Source organism: Ruegeria sp. HKCCA6837 (assembly GCF_013034475.1).
Taxonomy (GTDB): domain Bacteria; phylum Pseudomonadota; class Alphaproteobacteria; order Rhodobacterales; family Rhodobacteraceae; genus Ruegeria.
Genome location: NZ_WQGD01000002.1, coordinates 341154 through 359625, shown reverse-complemented (window position 1 = coordinate 359625; position 18472 = coordinate 341154). Strand labels below are relative to the sequence as shown.

Here is an 18472-nt window from a genome sequence, read left to right as displayed (position 1 = left end):
GGGTCCAAAGGTCCTTTTGGCGTCAGTCGAATTCTGGCTCGTCCCGGTGCGTATCGCGCACGGCATAGGCTGTGTCCTGTGCCTTGCTAAGCGTCCACCGGATGCGGGTCGCATACTCCATTGCGCGGCCAGATAGAACGATCTGTTTTGTCGCGCGCGGCTTTAAACGCCCCTTTTCAAGGTAAACGCTTGGCTCGACGGACAATTTTCCAATGCCATCATGGCGGAAAACCCAGATTTCGCCGCTTTTAAGGGCCATGGACACCGCCGCCCCGCCCAAATCCAGCGCCGCATCCACGTCCGGATGCAGGTGAAAACGGACATCATACCCGATCCCCTTGAGCCCTGAAGCGTCCATAGCCTTGTCGAACTGGCGCTTTGCCTTGTCGGTCGCAGTCAGCAGAATATCCTCGACTGCAAGTTCGCGCCCATCAAATCGCAACTCAAAGGTCCGCGCATGAGTCAGGCCGAACACTTTGGCATACCCGTCATGACCAGCCATGAAGCGGATACCCTCAAACGCGTCTTCGAAATCGACAGGCACATCCTGCGGCGCATCCACCAAAGCCTGACTTTCGCGGCCCGGCAATGGATTTGCCAGCCGCGCGCTGGAAAACCCATCCAGACACAAGGTTGAATGCGACGGCGTCGCCCGCCCTGCGCGGCGCCATTCCAGGCCAAAACTGGCCCCTGATCCGCAATTCACGATCAACGGCCGCCGTCCCGAGGTCAGTTCGAATGCCAATGTAGACGCGTGCGCGTTGAACGAAGCGGCACCTTTGGGCGGCGCACTGGCATCTACAATCACAGTGGTGCGTGCAGCAGACAAGCGCGCGTAGCCCATAGGCAATTCGGTCGCTGCCTTATGCTTGACGCCACTTTGTGCCAAGGCCTGTTCCAGACGCCCCTCGACTCCGCGCCCACCACCGTGGAATCGTGCCAAAGCGCCATCCGCATGGCGGAGGCTGCGCAGGGTCGGTGCAATCCGCTTAATTGCATTGACCTGCGCGACGGGCGCACCGCGCCCCAGATCGTTCAGCGCCGCGGTTGTCCAACTGAGCAGTGTGAAAACTTCCAGCAACTCCTCCGGGTTGCGCGTGGGGATCCCCCCCTGCGCGTCCACCTGACGATCGCATTCGCTGGCAAGAGCCCGCAGGGCAGGATCGGCCATCTGCTCCAACCCTTCCAACGCCAAACCGGCTTGTACCAATCCGGCCAGAGCCTCGAATCGGGGTAGGCCCGGCGTCGCCGCCGGCCAGCGTTTGGACAGGAACCATGTCTGTTGTGCCAGCGAGCGGAAGAACAGCCTGCTTTGCTTTTCATCCACCCCACGCAGCAGAAAGATCGCGTGGTTGATCCAGCGCATGACCCGCCGACCAGTCAGGTCAGGCACCCAACCGGGGCCCTGCCCGCGACCATGCGCTTCGATCCAGCCCCAGACCCAGCGTTGCGCCTTTTCCCGCGCGCGCATGTCTCCGACTGCGGCCAGATCATCCAGCCACGCAAAGCCGTGGCGTTCATCATCGAAACCTGCGCTGGGGGCGACGACGTCCCAGAGCCCGGTATCTTCGGCCTCGACCAGATATCCGGCAAACAAGAGGTTTCCGGCAACCAGTTGCCGTCCGCGTGCGAACGAACCGACCGTGCGCGGATCGGGCTGTGCGACAAATCCCGTGACCGCCTTTTGCCGCTGGCTCAGGCGCGCGTAGAAACGGTTCTGAAACCGCATCCATCGACTGGTCATGGTGTCCGAGTTCGACATGTCTCGCGTTACTCTGCCCCTTGCGCTCTGCTGGCGCTTGAGACCCAACGATAGACCGCGTCGATCGTCAAGTCATCGAAAAGCGTGCGCTTAGGCGGATTTGTTCAGACAGGCGATATAGAACCCGTCCATACCACCCTGATCCGCCCAATAATCGGGCCGCAGCCGCAGACCGCCTTCTTCCGTCATCCAATCCGTATCAACACCCGCTATGTTCACTGCGTCGCGATCCACGCTCATGTCCGGATACATCTCAAGCGCCTCTTCGATCTGCACTTCACCTTCGTCCGGCAACAATGAGCAGGTGCAATAAACCAAACGCCCACCGGGTTTCAGCAAACCCCATGCATGGGCCAACATCTGCGTCTGAAGCTCGATCAAACCGCCGAATTCAGACCCATCTTTGGCAAAGGGCAAATCCGGGTGCCGCCGGATCGTACCTGTGGCCGAACACGGCGCGTCCAGCAGGATCGCGTCATACTGACCTTCATGTTCCAGCGCATCCCCGACAATGACCTTCGCCGTCAGACCCGTCCTTTGCAGGTTTTCGCGCACCCGCTCCATCCGAGCTTCTGAAACATCCAACGCCGTAACGTCCGCTCCTGCCACAGCCAGTTGCATCGTTTTGCCACCGGGAGCAGCGCAAAGGTCCAGAACGTTCTCTCCGGCTTTCGGAGCCAGAACGCGAACCGGCAAAGCCGCCGCTGCGTCCTGCACCCACCAGTCCCCGGCTTTGTACCCCGGCAGGGTCGAAACCTGACCGGCGTCCTGCAAGCGAAACGAGCCTGTTGCCAGCACATCTCCCGAGGGATTGGTCGCACCCGGCTTCAAAGTCAGATCAAGCGGTGCGCCTGCGAAATGCGCCTGCTCCATCCCGGCCACGGCATCCGCGCCCCACGCCATAGTCAAGGGATCGCGAAGCCAATCCGGCAAGCGCGGGACTCGCATTTTGGGCCAGGCTTCAGGGCCTTCGGCTGCCACTTTGCGCAGAACCGCATTCACCAGGCCCTTAAGACGCCCGTGCTTGCGCGAGCGGCTGATGATCTCAACCATAGAATTCACCACACCATGCGCGGCTTCTCCGTTACAAAGCTCGACTGTGCCCAGCCTAAGCGCGTTATGGACTGTCAGAGCAGGTGTGCGGTTCAAGTGATTGTCCAACAACCTGTCGGCGCGTTCCAGGCCGCGCAAGGTCTCCGACGCCAACCGTTGAGCACGCGCGCGATCTTCGGGCCCCAACCGGTCCAATGCGCCCGCTGCGAGACATTCGGACAACAGGCGACCCTCACCCAGAACCTGATCGAGAAGATAGATTGCGCTGCGCCGTGCTGCTGTTGCGCTGTTTGCCATGGTACCGCCTTACTGTGACTTGCGCCCGCATTGCCAATGGCGGACGCGGGCGTATATCAAGACCCAGCACGGAAAGGAACCCGATGTCATGAGTGACGACCGCAAAGATTTGTCCCCCGCCGCCCAGCGCGCACTGGCCGAAGCAGAAGAACGCCGACGCAAGGCCGAAACCGAAGCCAAGGCGTTGCCCAAAGAACTGGGCGGGCGCGACGGACCTGACCCCGCCCGCTATGGTGATTGGGAAAAGAAGGGCATCGCCATTGATTTCTAGGCGCTCAGCCGCGCAGCGCCTTGAGGAAGTCGCCTATCAAAGCGCGCTGTTTCTGGGATGTCGCCCGATCTTCGGGCCATGTCAGCCAGTACCCGTCTTTTGTTTGCAACTCAGGTTGGTCCAGTCTGCGCAGCCGCCGCTCTTGAAGATCGGCAGAAGCCAGCGGAACTGACCCCAACACCACACCAAGGCCGCGCCGCGCCGCCGAGATTGCGTGCTCCATTGAATCAAAACTGATTTGGGAAGTCGGTACATCCTTCTTATCGCATTTCTGACACCATTCCCGCCACCCCGGGCGCTCACCACGCAGATCGATCAAAGGCGCACCCCATTCAACGTCGGGGGCCGCCATGGGCACAAGAACCTCGCGCGCGATCAAGGCCGCATCGCGCCCGGCCCACATACCGCGGCCATATCGGATTTGCAGCCAGGTCCGTTCTTCATCCAACGAAGACCGACGTGCGACCGAGTCGGTCATCACCTGCACTTTGGGTCTCAACTGGTGAAAGACAGGTAGAGCAGGCAGTACCAGCGCATGAATATTGGATGACAACCCGGCCACCCGCAACTCACGCGGGGACTTGCCGAACAGATCATCTGTGTTGCGCTCCAACGCCTGCAGGCTGTCTTGCACCAAAGGCAAATAGCTCTCGCCTTCTACCGTCAGCGACACACCCCGCGCTTCGCGCACGAACAGGGATCGGCCCAACCAAGCCTCAAGGTTTCCGATCCGCTGGCTGACAGCGGCCTGCGTCAAACCAAACTCTTTGGCCGCAGCCGAGAACCCGCCCAAACGCCCTGCGGCCTCGAACACGCGCAGCCAGTCCAGCGGCGGTAATCCCACCTTTTTCTTAGCCATAAGATTTTCCAAGCCTCAGACGAAATAAGGATTAATTGTCGTAATGCCATGAACGGCGTATCTGCTCAACCAAAGCTCGCGCCGAACAGGAGATCCCCAATGCTGCGCACCGCTACTCATGACACCAACGTCGTGACCGTGACTTTCACCGACGATAGCCAAGCCCGCTTTCACGCCATCTGGCTGCGTGACAACGCGCTGGACCCGGACACCCGCGCGCCCGGCAACGGTCAGCGCCTGATCACTATCGGGGACATCCCCGCCAACATTTCGGTCAGCGCTGCCGATGTGTTGAACGGCGACCTCGTGATCACCTTCCAGCCCGAGGGCAAGACAGTGACCTTCCCTGCCGACTGGCTGGCCGATCACAGTTATGACAGCGCACAAGCCGCCGAGTTCGGCCGCATCGCCACCGGTATCACCACCTGGGAACGTGGCATCGACGCCCCCAGCGGAGATTGGAACGAGGTCCACGCCAGCCCGGTTGCTAAGCGCAATTGGCTAGCGGCGGTGGCCGAGTTAGGGTTTGCCAAGCTGACAGGCGGCCCAACCGAACCGGAATCGCTGCTGAAGGTGGCCGATCTGTTTGGCTATGTCCGCGAGACCAATTATGGCCCCTATTTCGAAGTGCGGACCGAGGTGAACCCCACCAACCTCGCCTATACCGGGCTTGGGTTGCAGGCCCATACCGATAACCCCTACCGCGACCCGGTGCCGACGCTGCAAATTCTGTATTGTCTGGAGAATTCAGCCGAAGGCGGTGACAGCATCGTGGTCGACGGCTTCCGCGCCGCCGAGAAGCTGCGCGATCAGAACCCCGAGGGTTTTGCCCTGTTGGCCGGCTTCCCGGCGCGGTTCGAATACAAGGGCTCGGACGGCGTCTGCCTGCGGTCGCGGCGCCCAATGATCGAACTGTCGCCAGATGGCAAACTGATCGGAATCCGTTTCAACAACCGCTCCTCCGCGCCGTTCGTCGATATCCCCTTTGAGAAGATGGAAGCCTATTACGCTGCCTACCGCCAATTGGGTGGAATCATCGACGACCCGGCGATGGGCGTGTCGTTCAAGCTGGAACCGGGCGAAAGCTTTATCGTCGACAACACACGCGTGCTGCACGCGCGTCTGGGCTATTCCGGTGCAGGCTCACGCTGGTTGCAGGGATGCTATGCTGACAAGGATGGATTGCTGTCCACACTCGCCGCGATGGAAATAACACAACCGGAGGCGGCTGAATGAAACCCGATTTCTCGACCCTGAACAGGGACAATATCGTGGCCTTCATCGGTGACATCTTCGAACGTCGCGGCGGCGAGGAGTACTTAGGCGAACCCGTCACCATGGCCCAACATATGCTGCAAGGGGCCACCATCGCCAAGCAGAACGGCCAGCCAGAGGAAATCATCGTCGGTGCACTTCTGCACGACATCGGGCATTTTACGTCCGAATTCGGCACTTATCACCCCGACGATACCGAAGACCGCCATCACGAAGACGCAGGCGCTGAGGTACTGGAACAGTTCTTCCCCTCGGTCATCACCGATTGCTGCCGCTATCACGTGGCGGCCAAACGGTATCTTTGCGCCACCAAGCCCGAGTACTTTCAACGCCTGTCGACTGCCTCGGTCCACACGCTGGAACTGCAGGGCGGCCCGATGAGCGCGGAAGAGGTTGTCGCATTCGAATCCAACCCAAACCTGAAAGAGATCATTCAGGTTCGCTATCTGGATGAGGCCGGTAAACGCGCGGATATGGAGACCCCCGATTTCCCCTATTTTGCACCCATGGTGCAGCGCATGGTCGACAAACATCTGGGCACGTCGTGACTGCACCTGAATACATCTTCGAGGCCAGTTCCAAGCCCTCGCTACCCTGGCACGAAGTTCCTCTGATCCGCGCAACAGATCAGACGGTCAAAGGCTATGGCTGTCTGGTCGATGACCCCGAGACCTTTGAAATCGAGATAGTCCGCTGGCCGCAACAAGGTTGGCGCCCCATCGACGAAGGCACCGGCGACGAAGGCGGCTGGGTCGAAGGCACGTTCAAATGTGACTGGCGAGGCGACGTGCTGTATGGCGAGAACGAAGCCGTCAAAGGGCATTACGTTCTTGGCTGGTCCACGGATCCGCAAACCGCGCAGACGGATCGGCAAACCGCGCCCCGTGATCAGGTGTTGCTCTGGCACATGAACTATCACCCCGACGGCGGTCAGATGTTTTGGCCTTTGGACAAAAAACCCTTCATCGTCCCCGCGGCCCTGCCCGGTGACAACCTGACGCCCGACAAGGTGGTGGCGTTCTGGTGCGACGGCTCGCGTGGCCTCTATATCCACCCGGGCATCTGGCACGAGGGGATATTCCCGGTCGAAGATGACCAACGATTCCTCGACCGGCAGGGTGCAGTTCACGCACGGGTCAGCGCGGATATCGGGAAAGAGTTCGGTGTGTACCTGGCCTGCCCATTGCGCGAAGACAGGATCAAGGGCTTTTAACCAAAGCCCCTTGATGCCCTGACCCTTTGCGCACGATCCAAATCTGCACAGCCAGCAAATAGGGCACGTAGAACGCAAAGTTCTGAACCAGATCGAAAGGGCCCGAGAAGTCGGGCTCTGACCCCAGCCCGCCGGTCAGCAGATACCACAGCGTGTAATGCACCCGGTAGAGCCATGATCCCAGCGCCAGCCAGAACAGCCGCAGCCCCCAGGCCCAGTGCCCCGCGCGGTCATTGCAAAGCGCCATGCGCGCCACCATCAAGGCTGCGGTGAACAGGCAAATCCCATATAGGAAAAACGCGGCAGACATCACCGGCCCACCAATCGTGCCTCGCAAAGGGATATAAGTCATCCCCGCCATCCCGGTCACAAGAGCCAGCGCGACCAGCACAGCACCCAAGGCGCGGTGAAACCAGTTGAAGCGCTGCCGAAGGGCGCGGACCAGTTGCAGCGGCACCAGCGTTACCAACACCGTTCCGGCAAAGATATGTAGAATCATCGCCGCGTTGCCGACGCTCTGACCGTCCGCAAACAAATAGCTTTGCGCAGGCGCATCATGCGACAGGCCGACGCCGATCATACCAAACCCGTGCGCCACAAACGGCAGCAGCGTCAGATAAAATAGTGCCAGCAGGACACCAGTTGCCAGACCGGAACGACGTAAACGCATAGATCAGAGCTTAGCGCCAACAATTCGGGCGTCTATGGCTTACAACCCCAGTACGTCCACCATGTCATACTGCCCGGGTGTCTTGCCTTGACCCCATAGTGCGGCCTTGAGGGCACCACGGGCAAAGATTGCACGATCACTGGCCAAATGGCGCAGGACGATGCGTTCTCCGGGGGCAGCGAACAGCACATCATGTTCACCAACGATATCGCCGCCGCGAATGGCGTGGAAGCCGATATCACCCCGCTTGCGCGCACCGGTGATGCCATCGCGGCCTCGATCAGACACATCCGCCAATCTGACGCCGCGCCCCTCGGCAGCGGCCTCACCCAGCATCAGCGCTGTGCCCGAGGGCGCGTCGACCTTGTGGTGGTGGTGGCCTTCGATGATCTCGATATCGAAATCTTCATCCAATGCGGCAGCGACTTTCTTGGTCAGTTGCACCAGCAGGTTCACACCAAGGCTCATATTGCCCGCCCGCACGATCACGGCGTGGCGTGATGCCGGTTCAAGTGACGCGATTTGTTCGTCGGACATGCCCGTAGTGCCGATGACATGAACACAACGCGCCTGCGCAGCCAGAGCGGCAAATTCCAAAGTCGCTTCGGGCGCGGTGAAATCGATCACCGCCTGCGCTTGCGCAAACGCCTCCAGCGGATCATCAGTGACGGTGACGCCCAGCGCCTGACCACCCATGGCCGTGCCCACATCCTGACCGATCCAATCGTGACCCTTGCGCTCAACCACGCCAACCAGACGCGCCTGATCGCTGTCGGTGACAGTCTTGATCAGCATCTGCCCCATGCGGCCCGAAGCCCCTGTGATAACGATCCCCGGAATATGGGTCATTGCGCTGGTCCTTTTCGCTAAGTCGGCTCAAAGCCTCCTACCCCGTTCGCGCCCGCTTGGCAAAGCCCCGCTTTGGGCTTAGATCGGGGATATGGCAAAGAACAAATTCCACGATGGCCCCGGCCCGTCCCAACGACAGCTGCGTGTCGGCGAACTGATACGTCGCACCCTGTCCGAAGTTCTGGCGCGCGGAGATGTCCACGACCCCGACCTGAACCGCATGTCGATCACCGTGGGTGAGGTCCGTACCTCGCCCGATCTCAAAATCGCCACGGCCTATGTGCTGCCGTTGGGCGGCAAAGGGCAAGAGGACGTGATCGACCTGCTGGCCCGCAATAAAGGTGAATTACGACGCGTGATCGGCAAGAAACTGAACCTGAAGTTCTCGCCCGATCTGCGGTTCCGTCTGGATGACACGTTTGACCGTCTGGACGACACCCGCCGCATGTTCCAGCAGGACGCGGTGCGCCGCGATCTGGACGAGTGATCCGTACTTTAACAACATTGGGCGCGATTTTGTGGGCCGCGCAAGCCTCTGCGGTTACGTGTGAAAAGGTTACTCACGACGGTCTGCGCTACACCGTCTGCGAGGTCGATGCGACTGCAGCGGATCTGCGCCTGTTTCTGAATGGTGAAGACGGCGAAGTGTTGGGGCATTTCTCATCGGTTAACGAGACGCTTGAACCCGAGGGCAAACGGCTGGCCTTTGCGATGAACGCCGGCATGTATCACGACGACCGCTCGCCCGTCGGCCATTATGTCGAAGATGGGCAGGAGCAGATGCGGGTAATCGCGAACCCCGGCCCCGGCAATTTCGGCCTGCTGCCCAATGGCGTTTTCTGCATCCGCAACGGGCGCGCCGATGTGTTCGAGACGCTGGATTTCGTGGATCAGACACCGGACTGCCGCTTTGCCACCCAATCCGGCCCGATGCTGGTGATCGACGGCGAGCTGCACCCGCGCTTTCTGCCCGATTCGACCTCGCGCTATATCCGCAACGGTGTTGGCACCAGTGCCGATGGCGCGCGGGCCGTTTTTGCGATCTCAGAAGATTATGTCACCTTCCACGAATTCGGCAGACTGTTTCGCGATGTTCTGAACACCCCAAACGCGCTGTTTCTGGACGGCAATATCTCACGAATGTATGACCGCGCAGGCAACCGTTCGGATCTGGGATTCTCGTTGGGACCGATTGTGGGTGTAGTTGAGGACATGCCTGCAAATTGACAGGGCGGGTGTGATCCGTTAACCCGCGCGCCTCAGCAAAAGGCAAGGTGCAAGATGGGACGCAAACGCAAGGGTCGCGACATTTCCGGTTGGCTGGTTGTGGACAAGCCTGCGGGCATGACCTCGACCGCTGTGGTCAACAAGGTGCGTTGGGCGATGGATGCCAAAAAGGCGGGCCATGCGGGCACACTGGACCCCGAAGCAACCGGCGTTCTGGCCGTGGCTTTGGGCGAGGCAACAAAGACCGTTCCCTATATCACCGATGCGCAGAAGGCTTACACGTTCACCGTGCGTTTGGGTCAAGCCACCAATACCGACGATGCCGAGGGCGAAGTGATCTCAAGCAGCGATGCGCGCCCTTCGGATGAGGACATCAAACAGGCGCTGACCCCGTTTTTGGGCGACATCATGCAGGTTCCGCCTAAGTTTTCTGCCGTGAAGATCGACGGCCAACGCGCCTATAAACTGGCCCGCGATGGTGAGGATGTGGAACTAACCGCTCGGCCCCTTTGGGTCGAGGAACTGATCCTTGTCGACCGCCCCGATGAAGACCACGTGGTGTTGGAAATGACCTGCGGCAAAGGAGGCTATGTCCGCTCAATCGCGCGCGATCTGGGTGAGGCACTGGGATGCCACGGACACGTTAGGGAGCTGCGCCGCATCTGGTCCGGCCCGTTTGAGGCCGAAGATGGCCTGACCGTCGAACAAATCGACGAGATGGCCAAGACCACTGCACTGGACGCGTATCTGCACCCGCTGGAAACCGGCCTGTCGGACCTGCCCGAATTGAAATGCACCCCTGAGGGCGCCACCCGCCTACGCAACGGCAATCCCGGCATGGTGCTGGCATCAGACGTCGAATACGGCGATGAAGCCTGGGCCTCGCTGGATGGTAAAGCGGTGGCTGTGGGCATCTACAAATCAGGCGAGTTGCATCCCAGCCGGGTGTTCGTTTCCTGAAACACGTGCTAGGCGGTTGGCATGATCACCCGAACACATACCAAGGGCGATGCGCCCTCGACCGCCATCTATTCCGATTGCGAGAAGTATCGCTATAGCCTGACCCGCGTCTGGGATCCAAAGGGAGAGAAGGCATTGTTTGTGATGCTGAACCCCTCGACCGCGACCGAGGTGCAGAATGACCCTACGGTGGAACGCTGCGAGCGCCGCGCGCGGGCCTTGGGGTTTGGCGCGTTTCAGGTGACCAACATCTTTGCCTGGCGCGACACTGACCCGCGAAAGATGCGCGCTGCCACTGATCCAGTGGGACCAGAAAATGACAGGGCGATTCTGGATGGCGTGGACTGGGCCGATCGGGTCATTGCCGCCTGGGGCACCCACGGCGCACATCTGGACCGTGGCCCGGCAGTTGAACAGTTGTTGCGTCAGACGGGTCAACCCCTGTTCCATTTGGGTCTGACCAAAGACGGCCACCCCAAGCACCCCCTTTACATCGCCTACACTCAACAGCCTGAGCAGTGGTGATAAAGTATTAACCCTTTCAACAACTTATCTTTGACGATGCTGCCTGCAGAATGAGACAATCACCCTCGGAGTTTTCTGCCATCGGAGGGTGCCATGTTTCTGGCCGGATTGATCGGACTGGCCGCCATCGGCGGTGCAGCTTACGCGATGAGCGACATGCTGATCGAAGACGAGGACGTGTCAGATGACATTCCCGAAGATGAGCCGCAATCCGAAGCCGAAACCGGGGAATTCCTGGATATCGGCGAAAATGTCGAAGACCCCGTCGAAACCGAAGTCGAACCCCTGTCCACCGGTATCGTCCTTTCCGAATTCGAAGGCGATCTGGTGATTGCCGGAGAAGACGGCCCGGACATCATCACCGGAGGGGACGGAGTGGATCAGATCAACGGCTATGGCGGTGACGATACGATCCACGGTGGCCAGGGGGATGACGTCCTGCATGGCAGCGACGGGATGGATACCATCTATGGCGGGCCGGACAACGATGTCCTGCATGGCCAAGCGGATGACGACCTGCTGTTTGGCGACATGGGCGATGACGCTCTGTTCGGACATTTCGGAAACGATGTTCTGGACGGTGGTGAAGGGGAAGACGAGCTTTATGGCGGTCAGGGTGACGATACTTTGGACGGCGGGGCCGGTGACGACGCATTGCAAGGCGGCTTCGGGGATGACGTTCTGGTCGGAGCGGCGGGCGAAGATGCAATCTTTGGCGGCGATGGGGACGACTTTGTGTTCGGCATCGAAGAGGGTGCGGCCGAACAGGATTTCCTGAACGGCGGGGATGGTGATGACACTATTATTGCAGGGGACGGGGATGTTGTGACAGGTGGCCAGGGCGCGGATGACATCGTGCTCAGCCCGGGAGAAGACGATGTTACCGTCATGGGCTTCCAGCCCGGCGAGGACAAACTGCTTGTCACCTGGGAAGAAGAGACTGAACCCGAAATTTCGGTAGAACGCGACACTGACAACACCAACCTGACGCATGTGATCATCAACGGTCAGGAGGTGGCGCAGGTATACGGGGCAGAAGAATTGACTGTCGCGGATATACAACTGATTTCAGAAGCGCAACTGGCACAGTATGGTCAGATGATCTGAGGCCGCAGATTCCCTTTGCCATTTGACAAAATTCCGCTTATACGCGCCCATCCGCATCGGAATCGGTGCGGTTTTCTCCATGGGCCTGTGCTGGACGACATCCCGGCCTGCGCCATCAACTCTAACCTTTGAAGGAGACCCCGATGTCGATCACTGCCGCTGAAAAAGCACGCGTCATGCAAGAATTCGCAACCAAAGAAGGCGACACCGGTTCGCCTGAAGTACAGGTTGCCATCCTGACCTCGCGCATCAACACCCTGACCGAGCACTTCAAGACCCACAAAAAAGACAACCACGGTCGTCGCGGTCTGCTGAAAATGGTCGCCCAGCGCCGTAAGCTGCTGGACTACCTGAAAGGCAAAGAAGAAGCGCGTTACCAGGACCTGATCAAAAAGCTGGGCATCCGCCGCTAAGTTCGGATTACACCGCTTGCAGATTTCAGACGCCCGTCACTTTGGCGGGCGTTTTTTGTTTTGGCTACCTTGCGGACTTTCGCTGCTAGTGCAGTATTACGCCTGAATAGGCGTAGCTTTGCGCAGATAGCGATTTTTGCAAACTCGACCGTTTTTACACAAACTTAGGCATGATTGCACCTGTTAAGTATCATCAACTTAGCCAGCGAACGCGTGATTCACACTTTAGAAAACCATCACGCGCTATCTTGACGTGCAGATGAGAAGCTATTACCTCTCATTACATCTTATGACCGGTGCTCCCTGGCTTGGCCTCGTCGTCCTGCTACAGCCCGGTCTTCTTATTTAAGCAGCTGGAACATTTGAAGCTTCCTTACGTCAAACCCTACAGATCAGTCGATGACTGTCTGGAACTGATGCAAGAACGCGGGCTTGTAGTTCGTGATGCAACCCACGCCAAACGTGCTTTGACCCGAATAGGGTACTATCGGTTGAGTGCATTCAGCTATCCGTTTCGCGAATTCTGCCAGACCACCGATGGACGGCTCACACGCTGCGAACGCTTCAAAGACGGGGCAACCTTCGACCAGGTGATGAGCTTCTACCTGTTCGACAAAGCCCTGAGAATGGAGCTTATGGATGCTATTGAGCGAATTGAGATCGCGATCCGAACAGCTTTGATTGAAGTGATCGGTGCGGTGAACCCCCAAGGCCATCTTGATCCGCGTACATACAAGCCGAGATTCAGTGAATCTAAGGATGGTGAGGAAACGGATTTTGCAAAGTTTGTTGTCGGGCTGGAAGAAACGTTCAAAGGTTCAAAAGAAGAGTTCGCAAAGCACTTTGGAAGAAACTATTCTGGCAATCCGCCAATCTGGGTGAAAGCCGGGACCTGGCAGTGGGGTCACCTGACCCATATCCTGCGGTTTCTGGACGAAGCACACAAAACGGCGATTGCAGAACGCATCAATCCGAATCTCCCGCGGAAAACGATGCAGTCATGGGTATCTGCTCTGAACGATGTTCGAAACGACTGCGCACACCACTCAAGGCTTTGGAACAAGCCCCTTATCAACAGTCCAGGTCTACCTAAAGCGAAGATTATTCCGGAACTGGATCATCTGCGTGAACGACGGGTTGGCGACGATGCACCAACAAAACGCATATACAGCGCGATTGTGGTTATGATTTATATACTCAAGCAATTTTATCCAAAGACACAGTGGCAGTGTCGGCTGAAGAACCGCATTCTGGCGGAGCGTCTTCCAGCAGAAATCGGTCTTGCAACAGCGGGTTTTCCCGATGGTTGGGAAATGCAGCCGATTTGGCAGTGAGTGCAAACGCGCTTTGGCCCACAAGTAAGCCTGTAGGTTGATCAAATGCATCAAACCATCTCGTACAGTAAAGTCCGCGTCCCGTGAGCTCATCATTCAACCTTGAAGGTCTGCAAAGGGAGCCAAACCTGACCAATGCAAACGCAGCAGTCAAATAGGCCGGCAACGACCGCTCAGGGCTCATAGCTACCTGAAATCTTTATAAAATAACGCCCGCCAATTGGCGGGCGTTGCCTTAAACGCATGTGTAAACTCTACATCTTCGCCTTCTCCGACTTCAGAGCCAGCCATAGGCAGTAGCACATTATCAGGACCACCAGCGTGAACGGTATCCCTGTTGAAACCGCAGCACCCTGCAGGGCGGATAGGCCACCCCCAAGCAACAAGGCGATGGCCACCAGGCCTTCGAGCGTGCACCAGAATACGCGCTGAACAACCGGCGCATCCATCTTGCCGCCTGCCGTAATTGTGTCGATCACCAACGAGCCCGAGTCGGACGAGGTGACAAAGAACACCACGATCAGGATTAACGCGATGGGCGCGACGATTCCATAAAGCGGCAGTTCCTTAAGGAAGCCGAACAGCGCACCTTCGGGGGCGTAGCTGTCGATCACCGTGGCGCGGACACCTTCGGCTCCGCCTGCGTTCAGCATGTCGATGGCGGCACCGCCGAAGGTCGACATCCACAGGGCGCAGACCGCCGTCGGGGCCAGCAGCGCGCAGAGGATGAACTCACGCACGGTACGCCCTTTCGAGATGCGGGCGATGAACATGCCGACAAACGGTGACCATGCGATCCACCAGGCCCAGTAGAAGGTCGTCCAGCCGTGGAAATAGCTGGTGTCTTCTCGACCGAACGGATTGGACAGCGCTGGAAGGTGCGTTACGTAATCCACCATCACGTTGAAATACCGCGCGATGGCTGTACCAACGCCGGTGACAACAATGACGAAAAGGAACAGACCCACAGCCATGATCATGTTGATCTCACTCAGCCGTTTCACGCCTGCATCCATACCCATCAGGACTGATCCCAGCGCGATCATGGTGATGCCAATGATCAGCAGGACGGTCACGGTCGGACTGGGTTCGATGCCGAACACCTCGTTCAGCCCCGCCGCAACCTGCTGCGCCCCAAGACCCAAAGAAGTCGTGAGGCCGAACAACGTCGCAAACACCGCAAGCGTGTCGATGATATGGCCCCACCAGCCCCAGACACGTTCGCCCAGGATCGGATAAAAGGCCGAGCGCAGGGTCAGTGGCAGATTCAGGTTATAGGCAAAAATCGCAAGGCTCAGACCCACAGCGGCATAGACCGCCCAGCCTTCCAGCCCCCAATGATGGATTGTGCCGACGATGCCGACATATTCATTGCCCGGAACGGCAATATCAATGCCCAAGGGCCGCGCATTCCCGCCTTCGGCAAAGTTATAATAGACCGGCTCCATCACACCAAAGAACAGCAGACCGATACCAATACCGGCGGCGAACATCATCGCGATCCATCCGGCATAGGAATAGTCAGGCTTGGCATCCTTGCCGCCGATCCTAACACTGCCGACCGGCAGAATGATCAGAACCAGACAAAACAGGGTGATGGCGTCAACCGAAAGAACCAGGAACCAGTCAAACGTGCTGGTCAGCCAGGGCCGGAGCCAGCCGAAGAACGAGGCAGCTGCCTCTTGGTTGGCCAATGCGATCAGAACGAACGCAAAGATCAAAATACTCGAGATCAGAAAGACCGGGTTGTGAATATCCAGACCAAATGGCCGGACGTTATCCTGACCCAGCTCATATTCCGTTTCGAAGTCGTAAATCCGGGGGTCCGGATCAAGCATCTTCTTTGTTTGTGCCATTCGATTGCCCTTCTGTTCGCTTTTTGCAAACGCCAAGGTATTCGGTCGGCGGACGGTTATGATATAGTTACCCCCTTGGCGCGTTTCCGTCATTTCGACCGCAGGCTGGTTCGTAAAAGCTTATACAGCCTTGTTATTTTTACAATTGCATTCGATTTTTCATATGTTAGCGACGAAAGCTCTCTTGCGAGTTTCTATCGTCTGACCGGAATGAAACGCTGTGTTTCACCACGTTCAGTTTCATGCCCCGACCTGAAAATTGCGCGCAAAAGGAAAGCTTCGACCTGTCTCAGCATGATCTGGCCGTCAAATTCGGTTTCTCTTTCCTTCCAAAGCATTCTCCTGTATGCGCGCGGTATCTGAGACGTTGTGCCCTGACCCCGGCACTCGAATGGAAGATAAAGTGGGGTCGGCGGCAATGGGGCCGCCATGCAAACCGGAGACCCGCAGGGGCGGGAGTGCTCCGTTCTAGGATACGCATATGTTTGATGTAACGAAGAAATCGATTCAGTGGGGCGAAGAGACGCTGACACTGGAAACCGGCAAGGTTGCCCGTCAGGCGGACGGCACCGTGATTGCCACGCTGGGCGAAACCAGCGTCATGGCCAACGTGACCTTTGCCAAGCAACAAAAACCCGGTCAGGACTTTTTCCCGCTGACCGTGCACTATCAGGAAAAATACTATGCCGCCGGTAAGGTTCCGGGTGGCTTCTTCAAGCGCGAGGCGCGCCCGACCGAGAAAGAGACGCTGACCGCGCGTCTGATCGACCGTCCGATCCGCCCGCTGTTCGTTGACGGCTTCAAAAACGAAGTTCTGGTGATGTGCACCGTGCTGTCCCACGATCTGGTCAACGATCCCGACATCGTTGCAATGATCGCTGCTTCGGCTGCCCTGACCATCTCGGGCGCGCCGTTCATGGGCCCGATCGCCGGTGCCCGTGTTGGTTTCGTGGATGGCGAATACGTCCTGAACCCGACCGTAGACGATATGCAGGACTTGCGCCTGAACCCCGAACAGCGTCTGGATCTGGTTGTTGCCGGTACCAAAGACGCCGTGATGATGGTGGAGTCGGAAGCTTACGAACTGTCCGAAGCCGAAATGCTGGGTGCCGTGACCTTTGCGCATGAGCAAATCCAGCCGGTCATCGACCTGATCATCTCGCTGGCCGAAGAAACCGCCAAAGAGCCGTTTGAGTTCGTCGCTCCCGATTACTCGGAGCTGTACGCCGCTGTTTCCGCAGCCGGTGAAGAGCAGATGCGCGCCGCCTTCGCGATCACCGACAAGCAAGAGCGCACCGCCGCTGTTGCCGCTGCCCGCGAAGCGATCAAAGAAGCACTGACCGAGGAACAGCTGGAAGACGCCAATCTCGGCTCGGCGATGAAAAAGCTGGAAGCCGGCATCCTGCGCGGTGACGTCGTCAAAGGCGGCAAGCGCATCGACGGTCGTTCGACCACCGATGTACGCGCCATCGAAGCCGAAACCTCGCTGCTGCCCCGCACCCACGGTTCCGCCCTGTTCACCCGTGGTGAAACACAGGCGCTGGCTGTGACCACGCTGGGCACCGGCGACGATGAGCAGTTCATCGACGCGCTGCACGGCAACTTCAAATCGAACTTCCTGCTGCACTACAACTTCCCTCCGTATTCGGTGGGTGAAGTGGGCCGCGTGGGTTCGCCCGGTCGTCGTGAGATCGGTCACGGCAAACTGGCATGGCGCGCGCTGCAGGCGGTTCTGCCTGCACCGACCGACTTCCCCTATACCGTGCGCGTGGTATCGGAAATCACTGAATCGAACGGCTCGTCCTCGATGGCCTCTGTCTGCGGCGGTTCGCTGTCGATGATGGACGCAGGTGTTCCGCTGAAAGCACCGGTTGCCGGTGTGGCAATGGGTCTGATCCTGGAAGATGATGGCGATTACGCTGTCCTGACCGATATCCTGGGTGACGAAGATCACCTGGGCGACATGGACTTTAAAGTGGCAGGTACCGAGAACGGCATCACCTCGCTGCAGATGGACATCAAGGTCGCAGGTATCACGCCGCAGATCATGGAAACCGCTCTGGCACAGGCCAAAGAGGGCCGGATGCACATTCTGGGCGAGATGGGCAAAACCCTGTCCGAGACCAACGAATTCTCGGTCCACGCCCCGCGCATCGAGACCATGAACATCCCCACCGACAAGATCCGTGAAGTGATCGGTTCGGGCGGTAAGGTCATCCGCGAGATCGTGGAAACCTCGGGTGCCAAGGTCGACATCAACGACGACGGTGTGATCAAGATCGCCTCGCCCGATGGTGAATCGATCCAGAAGGCTTATGACATGATCTACTCGATCGTGGCCGAACCGGAAGAAGGTCAGATCTACACCGGTAAAGTGGTCAAGATCGTCGACTTCGGCGCCTTCGTGAACTTCTTTGGTAAGCGCGACGGTCTGGTCCACGTGTCCCAGATCGAAAACCGCCGCCTGAACCATCCGTCAGACGTTCTGAAGGAAGGTCAGGAAGTGAAGGTCAAGCTTCTGGGCTTTGACGATCGCGGCAAGGTCCGCCTGTCGATGAAAGTCGTCGATCAGGAAACCGGCGAAGAGGTCGTTCCCGAGAAGAAAGAAAAGAAAGAAGACGCAGAGTAATCTGTACCTATCTTCAGGCTCGAAAGGCCCCGGCGCTGTCCGGGGCCTTTTTGGTTTAGGTGTGTCTCCGACCACTCCCCAGTAATCTGGTCTAGGTAAATCAACCATTAACGATTCTTAAACGTATCAGCACAACCTTAAGGGTAATTTTGTTGCTCTCAGGGATGTTATG

Annotated in this window: 18 protein-coding genes; 12 read left to right on the top strand and 6 right to left on the bottom strand. The window is 58.3% G+C overall.

Annotated elements, in window-relative coordinates; all coding sequences use genetic code 11:
- Window positions 1-22 precede the first annotated feature (22 nt).
- On the bottom strand, window positions 23-1762 hold the full coding sequence (locus tag GOV91_RS06065; protein ID WP_171234812.1) for a heparinase II/III family protein: 1740 nt from the start codon (window positions 1760-1762) through the stop codon (window positions 23-25).
- A gap of 90 nt (window positions 1763-1852) precedes the next feature.
- Window positions 1853-3112 (bottom strand): RsmB/NOP family class I SAM-dependent RNA methyltransferase, encoded by a 1260-nt coding sequence (locus tag GOV91_RS06060; protein WP_171234811.1) that lies wholly within the window; start codon window positions 3110-3112, stop codon window positions 1853-1855.
- 88 nt (window positions 3113-3200) lie between these two features.
- Between GOV91_RS06060 and GOV91_RS06055 the strand changes: the two genes are divergently transcribed.
- A complete protein-coding gene (locus GOV91_RS06055) occupies window positions 3201-3383 on the top strand; it encodes a DUF1674 domain-containing protein (RefSeq protein WP_171234810.1) in 183 nt (60 codons plus the stop codon).
- A gap of 4 nt (window positions 3384-3387) precedes the next feature.
- On the opposite strand, the gene GOV91_RS06050 is transcribed toward GOV91_RS06055, so the two are convergent.
- Window positions 3388-4242, bottom strand: coding sequence for a LysR family transcriptional regulator (locus GOV91_RS06050; protein WP_171234809.1), 855 nt, complete (start codon window positions 4240-4242; stop codon window positions 3388-3390).
- Between the two features lie 99 nt (window positions 4243-4341).
- On the opposite strand from GOV91_RS06050, the gene GOV91_RS06045 reads away from it, so the two are divergent.
- From GOV91_RS06045 to GOV91_RS22855, 3 genes are read left to right on the top strand one after another with little or no spacing between them, the layout of a single operon-like run.
- On the top strand, window positions 4342-5478 hold the full coding sequence (locus GOV91_RS06045) for a TauD/TfdA family dioxygenase (RefSeq protein WP_171234808.1): 1137 nt from the start codon (window positions 4342-4344) through the stop codon (window positions 5476-5478).
- A complete protein-coding gene (locus GOV91_RS06040; RefSeq protein WP_171178206.1) occupies window positions 5475-6065 on the top strand; it encodes an HD domain-containing protein in 591 nt (196 codons plus the stop codon). Before GOV91_RS06045 ends, GOV91_RS06040 begins: the two co-directional genes overlap by 4 nt.
- Window positions 6062-6730: an ureidoglycolate lyase gene (locus tag GOV91_RS22855; protein WP_171178208.1), complete on the top strand. Its 669-nt coding sequence runs from the start codon at window positions 6062-6064 to the stop codon at window positions 6728-6730. The genes GOV91_RS06040 and GOV91_RS22855 overlap by 4 nt, the downstream gene beginning before the upstream one ends.
- Here the strand turns inward: GOV91_RS22855 and GOV91_RS06030 are convergent.
- The gene (locus GOV91_RS06030) at window positions 6717-7400 is read right to left on the bottom strand and encodes a DUF2306 domain-containing protein (protein WP_171178210.1); all 684 of its coding nucleotides are present in this window, start codon (window positions 7398-7400) and stop codon (window positions 6717-6719) included. The two genes, GOV91_RS22855 and GOV91_RS06030, sit on opposite strands and share 14 nt — an antisense overlap.
- 39 nt (window positions 7401-7439) lie before the next feature.
- Window positions 7440-8249, bottom strand: coding sequence for a 4-hydroxy-tetrahydrodipicolinate reductase (gene dapB, locus GOV91_RS06025; protein ID WP_171234807.1), 810 nt, complete (start codon window positions 8247-8249; stop codon window positions 7440-7442).
- Between the two features lie 91 nt (window positions 8250-8340).
- On the opposite strand from dapB, the gene rbfA reads away from it, so the two are divergent.
- The 7 genes from rbfA to GOV91_RS05990 all read left to right on the top strand — a co-directional run bounded on the left by rbfA (window position 8341) and on the right by GOV91_RS05990 (window position 13815).
- Entirely contained in the window at window positions 8341-8736 is a 396-nt protein-coding gene (rbfA, locus tag GOV91_RS06020; protein ID WP_171093264.1) for a 30S ribosome-binding factor RbfA, read from the top strand.
- A complete protein-coding gene (locus GOV91_RS06015) occupies window positions 8733-9476 on the top strand; it encodes a phosphodiester glycosidase family protein (protein WP_171234806.1) in 744 nt (247 codons plus the stop codon). The genes rbfA and GOV91_RS06015 overlap by 4 nt, the downstream gene beginning before the upstream one ends.
- Before the next feature lie 54 nt (window positions 9477-9530).
- The gene (gene truB / locus GOV91_RS06010; RefSeq protein ID WP_171234805.1) at window positions 9531-10436 is read left to right on the top strand and encodes a tRNA pseudouridine(55) synthase TruB; all 906 of its coding nucleotides are present in this window, start codon (window positions 9531-9533) and stop codon (window positions 10434-10436) included.
- A 21-nt stretch (window positions 10437-10457) separates the two neighbouring features.
- Complete coding sequence (locus GOV91_RS06005) at window positions 10458-10961, top strand: DUF1643 domain-containing protein (RefSeq protein WP_171234804.1); 504 nt, start codon at window positions 10458-10460, stop codon at window positions 10959-10961.
- 93 nt (window positions 10962-11054) lie between these two features.
- Window positions 11055-12068 (top strand): calcium-binding protein, encoded by a 1014-nt coding sequence (locus GOV91_RS06000; protein WP_171234803.1) that lies wholly within the window; start codon window positions 11055-11057, stop codon window positions 12066-12068.
- 143 nt (window positions 12069-12211) lie between these two features.
- Window positions 12212-12481 (top strand): 30S ribosomal protein S15, encoded by a 270-nt coding sequence (rpsO, locus tag GOV91_RS05995; protein ID WP_170329634.1) that lies wholly within the window; start codon window positions 12212-12214, stop codon window positions 12479-12481.
- A gap of 362 nt (window positions 12482-12843) precedes the next feature.
- Window positions 12844-13815 carry an Abi family protein gene (locus GOV91_RS05990; protein WP_217352016.1) on the top strand — a complete coding sequence of 324 codons (972 nt, stop codon included), beginning with the start codon at window positions 12844-12846 and terminating at the stop codon, window positions 13813-13815.
- 254 nt (window positions 13816-14069) lie between these two features.
- Here GOV91_RS05990 and GOV91_RS05985 read toward each other — a convergent pair whose 3' ends face one another.
- On the bottom strand, window positions 14070-15671 hold the full coding sequence (locus GOV91_RS05985; RefSeq protein ID WP_171234801.1) for a BCCT family transporter: 1602 nt from the start codon (window positions 15669-15671) through the stop codon (window positions 14070-14072).
- 481 nt (window positions 15672-16152) lie between these two features.
- Here GOV91_RS05985 and pnp point away from each other — a divergent pair, with 481 nt between their 5' ends.
- Complete coding sequence (gene pnp, locus GOV91_RS05980) at window positions 16153-18300, top strand: polyribonucleotide nucleotidyltransferase (RefSeq protein ID WP_171234800.1); 2148 nt, start codon at window positions 16153-16155, stop codon at window positions 18298-18300.
- Window positions 18301-18472 lie beyond the last annotated feature (172 nt).

Coding starts and splice junctions, on each gene's coding strand:
- rpsO (WP_170329634.1), top strand. CDS start 12,212: ATGTCGATCACTGCCGCTGAAAAAGCACGCGTCATGCAAGAATTCGCA.
- GOV91_RS06060 (WP_171234811.1), bottom strand. CDS start 3,112: ATGGCAAACAGCGCAACAGCAGCACGGCGCAGCGCAATCTATCTTCTC.
- truB (WP_171234805.1), top strand. CDS start 9,531: ATGGGACGCAAACGCAAGGGTCGCGACATTTCCGGTTGGCTGGTTGTG.
- GOV91_RS06045 (WP_171234808.1), top strand. CDS start 4,342: ATGCTGCGCACCGCTACTCATGACACCAACGTCGTGACCGTGACTTTC.
- GOV91_RS06065 (WP_171234812.1), bottom strand. CDS start 1,762: ATGTCGAACTCGGACACCATGACCAGTCGATGGATGCGGTTTCAGAAC.
- GOV91_RS06005 (WP_171234804.1), top strand. CDS start 10,458: ATGATCACCCGAACACATACCAAGGGCGATGCGCCCTCGACCGCCATC.
- dapB (WP_171234807.1), bottom strand. CDS start 8,249: ATGACCCATATTCCGGGGATCGTTATCACAGGGGCTTCGGGCCGCATG.
- GOV91_RS06040 (WP_171178206.1), top strand. CDS start 5,475: ATGAAACCCGATTTCTCGACCCTGAACAGGGACAATATCGTGGCCTTC.
- pnp (WP_171234800.1), top strand. CDS start 16,153: ATGTTTGATGTAACGAAGAAATCGATTCAGTGGGGCGAAGAGACGCTG.
- GOV91_RS06055 (WP_171234810.1), top strand. CDS start 3,201: ATGAGTGACGACCGCAAAGATTTGTCCCCCGCCGCCCAGCGCGCACTG.
- GOV91_RS06030 (WP_171178210.1), bottom strand. CDS start 7,400: ATGCGTTTACGTCGTTCCGGTCTGGCAACTGGTGTCCTGCTGGCACTA.
- GOV91_RS05985 (WP_171234801.1), bottom strand. CDS start 15,671: ATGGCACAAACAAAGAAGATGCTTGATCCGGACCCCCGGATTTACGAC.
- GOV91_RS06000 (WP_171234803.1), top strand. CDS start 11,055: ATGTTTCTGGCCGGATTGATCGGACTGGCCGCCATCGGCGGTGCAGCT.
- GOV91_RS06050 (WP_171234809.1), bottom strand. CDS start 4,242: ATGGCTAAGAAAAAGGTGGGATTACCGCCGCTGGACTGGCTGCGCGTG.
- rbfA (WP_171093264.1), top strand. CDS start 8,341: ATGGCAAAGAACAAATTCCACGATGGCCCCGGCCCGTCCCAACGACAG.